This is a genomic window from Micromonospora sp. KC721, from assembly GCF_004348355.1.
Classification (GTDB): domain Bacteria; phylum Actinomycetota; class Actinomycetes; order Mycobacteriales; family Micromonosporaceae; genus Micromonospora.
Genome location: NZ_SMJY01000413.1, coordinates 1 through 716 on the forward strand (window position 1 = coordinate 1; position 716 = coordinate 716).

The window sequence follows — 716 nt, forward strand, 5'->3', positions numbered from 1 at the left end:
GTGGTGGCGCGCGGGCTGGGCGAGCCGGAGCACGCCGCCGACCTGCTCACCGACGCCCTGGCGTACGCGGGGCGCACCTCGCACCCGCTGCTCACCGGGATGGCCGGCACCCTGCGCGGCTTCGTGGCACTGGACATGGGCGACTGCGATACCGCCGAACGGGACGCCCGGGCGGTGCTGACGGCCGTCGAACCGCACAACCCGCAGGCACCGGCCCAGGTCGCCCCCCGGGTGCTGCTGGCCACGGCCCGGTTGGCCGCCGGTGATCCGGCCACCGCCGTCGGTCTGCTCGCCCCGGTGGCGACCACCGCGTCCAGCAACCCGACGCTGCTCTTCTCCCGCCGCCAGACGATGGCCCGGTACGCCTCCGCCCTGCTTGCTCACGGCCAGCGGGAGCAGGCGCTGGACTGGGCCCGTCGGGCGGTCGCCGCGCCTGCCGAAGACGTCCGCAGCCAGGTGATCGGGGCGAGCGTGCTGGCCGAGGCGCTGGCCGCCTGTGGCCAGCCGGTCGAGGCGGTGGCCAGCGCCGAGGAGGCGGTCCGGTTGGCGTACGCGACCGAGCAGCGCAGCGAACGCGCCGCCGCCGACGCCCTCCACATCCGTCTGACCACCCCCTGACCCCCATCCACCCCCCAACATGCCGCATTGCCTGCGGCCTGCCTGGATCTTGGAAAAGAATGGCCCCTGGAGGGGCCGGCTGCTTCCAGGGTCTGCGG

1 protein-coding gene is annotated in these 716 nt (G+C 75.1%); it reads left to right on the forward strand.

The genetic code is table 11. The features are described 5' to 3' along the window. Positions 1-618: tetratricopeptide repeat protein (locus E1182_RS30720; RefSeq protein ID WP_132271216.1), on the forward strand; the 618-nt coding region annotated here is incomplete at its 5' end. Positions 619-716 lie beyond the last annotated feature (98 nt).